At 44.8% G+C, this 1,507-nt stretch carries 2 protein-coding genes and 1 pseudogene; all 3 read left to right on the top strand.

Annotated elements, in window-relative coordinates:
- The first annotated feature begins 43 nt into the window (after positions 1 to 43).
- Positions 44 to 349, top strand: coding sequence for a type II toxin-antitoxin system TacA family antitoxin (locus DBR30_RS03895; RefSeq protein ID WP_108541871.1), 306 nt, complete (start codon positions 44 to 46; stop codon positions 347 to 349).
- Positions 330 to 881, top strand: coding sequence for an N-acetyltransferase (locus DBR30_RS03890; RefSeq protein ID WP_108541872.1), 552 nt, complete (start codon positions 330 to 332; stop codon positions 879 to 881). Before DBR30_RS03895 ends, DBR30_RS03890 begins: the two co-directional genes overlap by 20 nt.
- Before the next feature lie 430 nt (positions 882 to 1,311).
- Positions 1,312 to 1,507: pseudogene (locus tag DBR30_RS03885) on the top strand (GNAT family N-acetyltransferase); the annotation flags it as partial.

Genomic DNA, 1,507 nt, shown 5'->3' with positions numbered 1-1,507 from the left:
GTATACAAGGAGTTTAATCAAAGGAAATACTTAGGAGTATCATATGTCTAGTTTATTAATGGATAGTTCATCTAGAAAGCAAAAAGATGCACGTGTTGATTTGAAAACTAGTTCTGATTTGAAAGATTTATTACGTCAAGCCGCGTCTGTTGCTGGGGTTGACTTGAGTGCATTTATCCTGACAGCGGCCTTTGAAAGAGCAGAAGCTGTTTTAGAAAACCAAAAGCGTCGAGAGTTAAGTGAAGAGAGTTGGAAGCTGCTAAATGCTGTAATGGCAGAGCCCGCATCTCCGACATTAGCTTTACACGCATTAATGCGGAGAAAAAGAAATGGAAGAGCAAAAGAATGAAGATGTAACTAGCAATGTTCTGACCATCTGCAAATATGATGCAGATATCACCTACCCTGGTCAAAAGAAATTTGACTGTGGTAATAAGGTGATCAATGACTATGTCGCCAAAAGTCTTAAAAATAATGTAAGAAATGGGGATGCTTATTCTCAAGCTCTTATTGATGTTAAGACTGGTGATTTTTTTGGTTTCTTTAGCTGCACAGGCTACAGTCTTGCAAGGACAAGATTAGCTGGTGTATTTGAAAAGTCTTTGCCATCGGAAGTCTTTGTGATTCGCTTAGTCATGCTCGGCGTTTCTATTGAGAAGCAGAAAAAAGAGTATGGCTTGGACCTTATGCAAAGCTTTTTTGAGCATGCCCTTAAAGTTCATGAAACTATGCCTATCAAGGGTGTATTTTTGGATGCAGACCCTAAAGCTGTTAATTTTTACACGCGCTTAGGCTTTATCCCTCTACCAGAGCCTTCTCATGGTGGTGTTACACCCATGTTCCTGAAAATTCAGGATTTGGTAAAGGCTGCTGCATCGTAAATTATAGTATCTTGGGCTTCGCAGGCTCAGCGCCAACCTACCGATTGTGTAGGTTGTGGCTGAGCGTAGCGAAGCCCAACGTTTACCGCGAAATCTCTTTTTCCTTCCCCTCATCACCGACCCTTTTCCTCCTTTTCTAATAAACGGGAGAAGGGAGCAATGCCGTTACCGCAGTCCGATTACGCTTCGCTAATCGAACCTACACGGCTGACGATCATATTACCGGTGCCGCTTTATCCCCTCTCCCTCTGGGAGAGGGCTAGGGTGAGGGGCGCAGGTTGGCACAATGCCAATTTTGCCCGCTTCGTGAAATCCGGTAGGGTGCAAAGAACGAAGTGAATTGCACCGCTGCTATTTATCTGCCAAAAGGTGTAATGCGCTGCGCTTATTACACCCTACATCCAACCAACACACGACAGGATGTCATTGATTGAGACTTGAATGTAAAACTATCGATCTGGAGCGGGATTACGAGCTCTGTGTGCAGGCGCGCAGGGATGCCTATTTTTGCAGCTTTCATACCCATGATGGTTTTGCCGACTTTATCGACGGCTATCGGGAGCGGATCCGCGAAAGGCTGGGGCAAGCGCAATGGCACTACCTACATGTCTGGGCGGGTGAACAAC

Source organism: Aeromonas sp. HMWF017, assembly GCF_003061465.1.
GTDB classification, from domain to species: Bacteria; Pseudomonadota; Gammaproteobacteria; order Enterobacterales; family Aeromonadaceae; genus Aeromonas; species Aeromonas veronii.
This window is presented reverse-complemented; position numbering and strand designations above follow the sequence as displayed.

What these genes read in the sequence shown, in the direction of transcription:
- DBR30_RS03895 (WP_108541871.1), top strand. Translation starts at nt 44, where the DNA reads ATGTCTAGTTTATTAATGGATAGTTCATCTAGAAAGCAAAAAGATGCA.
- DBR30_RS03890 (WP_108541872.1), top strand. Translation starts at nt 330, where the DNA reads ATGGAAGAGCAAAAGAATGAAGATGTAACTAGCAATGTTCTGACCATC.